Below are 6,939 nucleotides of genomic sequence, written 5' to 3'. Positions count from 1 at the left end.
CGAGCGGCACCGGGGCCGGCTGCACCTGGAGTCCGAGCGGGTGGACGAGCGGCGGGTGTTCGAGTACGCGTCGGCCGCCGACTTCTGCCTCTTCCCCTCCAAGTTCGAGATGGACACTTTCCTCATCGCCCAGGGCGAGGCGATGGCCTGCGGGGCGGTTCCCATCGCGACGGCGCAGGAGGGCATGGCGCACTTCCGGCACGCCCGGCCCGAGCCGGAGACCACCGGCCTCGCCGTCAACCGGTCCTTCGCCGAGGACGACCCGCTGCTCACCGCCGCCCTGGTCGCGCGGATCGGTGAGGCGGTGACGCTGTGGTCCGAGGACCCGGCCCGCTACCGGGAGCTGTCGGAGCGCGCGGTGACGGTCGCCCGGCAGTTCACCTGGGAACACTGCGCCGACCTGCATCTCGCCGCGTTCCACCGCCTGTGGCGTGCCGAGCCGGCCGAACTGCCCGCCGAACGCGCCCTGCGGCACGGCTGGTTCGACCTCCTGAAGGACGAGGAGATCACCGCGGAGGCGGCTCTCGCCCACGGCGACCCGGGGGCGTACGCACGCCTGGCCCCCGTCGACACGCCGGTCGCCCGGAGATTCTTCCGGGCGGCGTGGGAGCGGGCCGACTTCGCGACCTGTGAGCGGATCGTGGACCGCTTCCCCACCGCCGTGACCGCCGACGATGCGCGGAGGCTGCGCGAGCGGTGCTCGGTCACCGACGACGGCACGCTGGTGTACCGCCTGCCGCACGCCGAGCGGGTGCAGCTGGTGATCCCTGCCCCGCGGGATCCGGCGGCCCGGGCACTGCCCGAGGTGCGGGAGCTGCGCCGCACCGGGAGCGGCGTGTTCGAGGGACCGCCGCCGGTACCGGGCGCACGGTTGCTGCTGACCCTGTCCTCCGGACGGGTCACCTGGGACGAGGCCCGTCATGGCTGAGCGGGCAGGAGTGCGCGCGGTCCTGCTGGCGGGCGGCGAGGGGCGGCGCATGGGTCCGCTGGGCGCGGGCCGCCTGAAGCCGCTCGTCCCGTACGGCGGTGTCTGCCGTCTGATCGACTTCAGCCTCGCCAACGCGCGCGCCTCGGGACTGGGGGAAGTGCTGCTGCTGTCCCAGTACGAGGAACGCCGGCTGATGGACGACCTGCACCAGGTGTGGAACCGGGCCCCCGGCTTCCGGGTCCACTTCGGGCCGTACGACGACGCCTACCGGTCAGCGGGGGACACGCTCCCCCGCGAGCTGCCCGAACGCACCTGGCCGGCCGAGCGCGGCACCGCGGACGCCCTGATCCGCAAGGCCGGGCACGTCTTCGGCGGTGACCGCGAACAGGTCCTGGTCCTGCACGCCGACCACGTCTACCGCTTCGACTACGGGCCGCTGATCAAGGAGCACCGGGCCTCCGGCGCCGCACTGACGATCGCCTACCAGCGGATCGAACGACGCTGGGTGCACCTGTTCGGTATGGTCCGCTTCGACCGTGCCGGCCAGCTCACCGAGTTCGTGGAGAAGCCCGCCGAACCGACCAGCGACCTGGTCTTCGCCGCGTTCTGCGTCTTCGACGCCGCGGTGCTGCACCGCTACCTGGAGAAGCTCGACGGCACCGACTGGCAGCACGACATCAGCCGGGACGTCATCCCGGCGATGCTCGCGGGCGGGGAGGACATCCGCGGTCACGAGGTCGTCGGCCACTGGGAGGACATCGGCACCGTCGAGCGCTACCACCGGGCCCACCTGATGCTCGCGGCCGGCGGGCCGCGGGCCGCACTTCCGGTCGAACGGATGCCGAGGACCGTGCGGCCCGAGGTGGACCGCGGCTGGGTGGCCGACTCCCTGGGCGTGGTCGCCTCGTTGGTCCCGGCGGACCTCGTCAACGAAGGCCGGGTGGAGCACAGCGTGCTGTTCCCGGGTGTGCGAGTCGGGGAGGGCGCGCGGGTCCGGCGCAGCGTGCTGCTGCCCGGCGCCACGGTCCGCCCCGGTCAGGTCATCGACTCGGCGGTGGTCCTGGAGAACGGACACGTGCAGCGGGTCGAGGACACCGCGGCCGTCACGGAAGGAACCCGAACATGAACCTGCCCCCCTACGACGTCCTGGTGGTCGGCGGAGCCGGTGTGGACACCGTCGTCCGCGTCGACGACCTGCGGATCCCGCCCGGCGACTCGCTGCACGTGCCTCCCGTGTACGACTACGTCGCGCACACCGGCAACGGCGTCGCGCTCGGCTGTCACGCCCTGGGTCTCGCCACGAAGTTCATCGACTTCCTCGGTGACGACCCCCAGGGGCACGCGGTGCTCGCCGCCTACGCCGAGCGCGGCCTGGACTTCAGTCACCTGGTCTCCCCGCACGGCACTCCGCGCGGCGTCAACCTGGTCGACGCGCGGGGTCGCCGCTTCTCCTTCTACGACTCCCGGCACCCCGTGGACCTGCGGCTGCCCCGCGCCTTCTACCTGCCCCACCTGGAGCGGGCGCGTCACGTCCACCTCTCCATCGTCGGACACAACCGCGACCTGTACGAGGACATCCACCGGCTCGGGGTGACCAGCTCCACCGACCTGCACGACTGGGACGGCGTCAATCCCCACCACCGCACCTACGCCCTCGCCTCCGACTACGTCTTCATGAGCGCCGCGTCCGTTCACGACCGGCTCGACGAGGTCCTGCACGGCATCGTCGACGAGGGCCGGGCCCGGTTCGTCGTGGCCACCGACGGAGCGGACGGCTGCCACCTGCTGGTGCGGGGCGAGGCGAAGGTGCGTCACTTCCCCGCCGTGCGGCCGGAGCGGCCGGTCGTCGACAGCAACGGTGCCGGGGACGCCTTCGTCACCGCCTTCCTCCACGCCCACCTGGAGGGGCGCCCGGTGGAGGAATGCGTGCTGGCCGGATCGGTGTCCGGGGCCTTCGCCTGCGGTGCCGCCGGCACGCACACCGAGTTCATCGACCTGCCCGGTCTGCGCGCGGCCTGCGCCCGCGCGGTCGCGGCGGAGTGAGGGAGCACCCGGGGTGCACATCATCACCTTCTCCTTCGAGTGCGGCGGCTTCGACAACCGGTTGATGCGCGGCGGGCTGTCCCCCCTCGTGTGGAACCTCTCCCGCGCGTACGCCGCGCGCGGCCACCGCGTCTCGCTGGTCACCCCCGCGCACGGTCACCTCCAGGCCCTGCGGGAGCGGTTCGACGTACGGGAACTCGACTACCGCGACGAGCACACGGTGCCGCTGGTGCTGGACTCCAAGGTGTGGCCGGACCGGTCCGCCGAGACCGCCCTCTCCCTGGACACCCGCGCCCACCTGCTGCGCCTGGACGGCGTGGACGTGTACCTGCTGTCCGACGCCTTCCTGGACCTGCTGCCGGACCGGCTCTATCCGCCCCCGGCGATGGAGGGCCGGGACCTGGCGTACCTGAAGCCGCTGGTCTTCCAGGTCAGCGGTCTGCGCTTCCTCCAGCGGCAGCTGGCGGACGGCCCGGCGGTCGTGCACGGCTTCGAGCCCTACTACCACTACCTGCTGCCCGCGGTCCTCGCCGAGGACGACCGGTACCGGACGGTGAGCACGATCGCCGCCAACGCTCCCGTCACGCAGAAGGTGTACCGGCCGCAGGTGGAACGGCTCCTTGAGCTGTTCGGGGTGCGGGGCCCCGATCTGGACGCCCTCGACGGGCCGGCGCCCGCCGAGAACTCCCCCATGGCGACCGTGGCCCGGGCCCTGGCCGGCACGCGGATGCACGTCGAGTACGGCCCGGACCACGTGGGCGTGTTCCCGCTGGTCGTCGCCGGAGCGGATCTCGTCGACTTCGTGTCCCCGGGCCAGCGCAGCCATTACGCCACCTGGCAGGACACGCCCTTCGAAGCCCTCTTCCAGTCCCTGCCCGTGTCCCGGCGGCTGCGCGAACGGCCGGACCGGCTGCTGGCCGGCGGCTGCGGCATCGCGGACAGCTGGCTGGCGCGCGACACCCAGGCGGTGGACCGCGCCGCGGTCCGCCGGTCGCTCGGCCTCACGGCGTCCGGCCCGGTCTTCTATCACGCCGCCCGCTATGCGGTGCACCACAAGGGACAGCTGGAGCTGATGCGGGCCGTGGAGGAGGTGCTGGCCGACGATCCGGAGGTCGGCTTCGTGATCCGCTGCGCGACCGGGGGCGGCGGTGACGCACCGGTCGCGGTGGCCAACGCCGCGTTCCAGCGGCTCGCCGACCGGTATCCGGGCCGGCTGCACCTGGACTGGCGGCTCGCCGACGAGGACACCCTGTTCGCCCAGGCGGTGAGCGCCGACTTCTGCGTCTTCCCCTCGAAGTTCGAACTGGACGGCTTCCTCATCGCCCAGGCCGAGGCCATGGCCTGCGGCGCGGTGCCCATCGCCACCGCCCAGCGGGTGACCTCCCACTTCGGGCACCAGCGGCCCCTCGACGATCCGGCCGCGACCGGCTTCTCGGTGCCCGGGTCCTTCCGGGACGACGACCCGGGCCTGGCCCGCGCCCTCGCGGAGCGAATACGCCAGGCCGTGACGGTCTTCCGCACGGATCCGGACACCTACGCCCGGCTGTCGGGCAACGCCCGCCGCCTCGGCCGTTCGTTCACCTGGGCCAACAGCGCGGACCGGCGCCTGGCGGCCTTCGACCGGCTGGCGCGCGGTGAGCGTGCACAGCCCACGGCCGCCGAACTGGTGGAGTGGGGCTGGCTGGACGCGCTGCCTCCTGCCGCCCATGCCGAACACCGCGACCTGATCGTGCGTGCGGCGACGGAACGCGGTGACGCCCCCGCCCTCGCCCGCGCCCTCGGGTGCGGCACGGACGAGCTGGGACCGGACACCTGGGAGCGGTTGTTCACGTCGGCCCACGACAGGGGGGATTTCGCCCGCTGCGCCGAACTGGCCCGCCAGGCGGGCCGGCCGGACCTTCAGGCCCGTCTGGCTAACCGGTTCCACGTCGCCGCTGATCCGGACGGCACCTGGCACGTGCGGTACACGCATCCCCAGGCGGAACGGGTCGAGCTCGTGGTCGAGGCGCCCCCGGCGGCGCCCGGCGCCGCCCCGGACGCGACCGCGGTCGCCGCCGTCCCCGCCGCGCCGCTCGCGCGGCACCGGGAAGCGGTCTCCCAGGGGTCCCCGGCCCCGCTGGAGTCGGTCACCGAGACGCTGGCCTCCGACGAACGGGCTCCCGAACCCGGCGGCGCCGCCCTGCGGCCGCTCGCCGCCGACGGCCGCGGAGGGTTCACCGGGACACTGGACGGGCCGCCCGTCGGAAACCATGCCGTGGTCATGGTGACCCTGCGCTCCGGCCGGGTCGTCTGGGACAGCGCGCCGACCCACGCACCGGCGTTCCGGCTGGTGGCGACCGACCTGGACGGCACCCTGCTGCGCAGCGACCTGACGGTGTCCCCGCGCACCCGCCGGGCCCTGGAGCGGGTCGCCGCGGCCGGCGCCCACCATCTGGTGGTCACCGGCCGCCCGGCGGCGGCCTGCAAGCACCTGCTGAACGCCCTCGGCTACCGGGGGCTGGCCGTCTGCGGCCAGGGCGCGCAACTGTACGACGCCGGCGCCGACCGGCTGCTCTCCTCGCAGTCGCTGGACCGCGACCTGGCCCGCGACGTCGTCGAGAAGGTCGAGGCGGAGCTGGGGCGGGTCGAACTCGGCATCGTCACCTCGCCGCCGGAGAGCCGGTTCAAGGTCACCCCGGCCTTCGGTGAGCGGATCCGCCACGGCTGGGACGTGACCGCCGACCGGGACCTGCTGTGGAGCGTGCCCATCGACAAGCTGATCCTGCACCACCCGGACGTCGACGAGGACCGGCTGGCCGCCGTCGCCCGGCGGCTGACGGGCGGTGAGGTGACCGTCGTGCACTCGGTCAAGGGCATGGTGGAGGTCCTGCCCGCGGGCACCGACAAGGGCACGGGCGTCGCCCGGGCCGCCGAACTGCTGGGCCTCACCGGCGCCGACACCGTCGCCTTCGGCGACATGCCCAACGACATCCCCCTGTTGTCCTGGGCCGCCCACGGCGTGGCGGTCGCGAACGCCCACCACGAGCTGCGGGCCGTGGCGGACGAGATCGCCCCCGGCAACGACGAGGACGGCGTCGCCGCCGTCCTCGAACGCCTCTTCACGCCGGTGGAGGTCCGCCCGTGACCCACCGTCCCGTACCCGACGCCGCCCTGCGGGACCTGGCCCGCGCGCACGGCGTGAGCACCGAGTACGTCACCGACCGCGGCGACCGCGTCACCGTCGCCGCGGACACCCTGGTCGCGGTGCTGGCCTCGTACGGTGTGGACGCGAGCACCCCGGCCGCCGCCCGCCGGGCGCTCGCCGTCCGGCGCGCGGCGGCCACGGACAGGCTGCTTCCGGCCTGCGTGGTGGTCCGTGCCGGATCGGCCGTCCGGCTGCGGCTGCCGCCCGGTGCCCAGGCCCGCGTCGCCCTGGAGGACGGTGGCGAGTGCGGTCTCGCCGCACCGCTGCCGCCCGGCGCCCACGTCCTGCACGCCGTCGCCGGCGAACGGCGGGCGTCCGCGCCGCTGCTGTCGGTGCCCGAGCGGATCCCGGTGCCCGAGCGGCGCGGCTGGGGCTTCCTGATCCAGCTGTACTCGGTGCTGTCCCGCAGGTCCTGGGGCATGGGCGACCTGGCGGACCTCGCGGAGCTGGTCTCCTGGTCCGGACGCGCGCTGGGCGCCGGCTTCGTCCAGCTGGGCCCGCTGCACGCGGTGGAACCGGGGCCGCTGCCCGATCCCTCACCGTACCGGCCGAGCTCGCGGCGGTTCGCGGACCCGATGCACGTCCGGGTGGAGGACGTACCGGAGTACCGGTACCTGGAGGGAGAGGCCCGCCGAGCGGTGGACTCCTGCGCCGCCCGGGCCCGCGCACTCAACGAGCGGGTACTGAGCGGCGCGACGCTGATCGACCGGGAGGCGGTGCGCGCCCTCAAGTACGAGGCGCTGCGCCGGGTGTACGAGGTGCCGCCCGCGCCGGGCCGCCGTGC

5 protein-coding genes are annotated in these 6,939 nt (G+C 74.1%); all 5 read left to right on the top strand.

Features of this window, described 5'->3' with window-relative positions:
• On the top strand, nucleotides 1-928 hold a 928-nt coding region (locus tag CCN42_RS43045; protein ID WP_479688108.1), incomplete at its 5' end, for a glycosyltransferase.
• Nucleotides 921-2,054, top strand: coding sequence for a sugar phosphate nucleotidyltransferase (locus CCN42_RS38980; protein WP_086741918.1), 1,134 nt, complete (start codon nucleotides 921-923; stop codon nucleotides 2,052-2,054). The genes CCN42_RS43045 and CCN42_RS38980, both read left to right, overlap by 8 nt.
• Entirely contained in the window at nucleotides 2,051-2,971 is a 921-nt protein-coding gene (locus CCN42_RS38975; RefSeq protein WP_086741917.1) for a carbohydrate kinase family protein, read from the top strand. The genes CCN42_RS38980 and CCN42_RS38975 overlap by 4 nt, the downstream gene beginning before the upstream one ends.
• 13 nt (nucleotides 2,972-2,984) lie before the next feature.
• The gene (locus tag CCN42_RS45995) at nucleotides 2,985-6,095 is read left to right on the top strand and encodes a Cof-type HAD-IIB family hydrolase (RefSeq protein ID WP_158102199.1); all 3,111 of its coding nucleotides are present in this window, start codon (nucleotides 2,985-2,987) and stop codon (nucleotides 6,093-6,095) included.
• A partial coding sequence (locus CCN42_RS38965; protein WP_211294895.1) for a 4-alpha-glucanotransferase occupies nucleotides 6,092-6,939 on the top strand: 848 nt, incomplete at its 3' end. The genes CCN42_RS45995 and CCN42_RS38965, both read left to right, overlap by 4 nt.

The sequence above is a fragment of the Streptomyces glaucescens genome, assembly GCF_002154375.1.
Classification (GTDB): domain Bacteria; phylum Actinomycetota; class Actinomycetes; order Streptomycetales; family Streptomycetaceae; genus Streptomyces; species Streptomyces glaucescens.
Note: the sequence above shows the minus strand (reverse complement) of the source record. Positions and strands in the feature narration are given on the sequence as shown.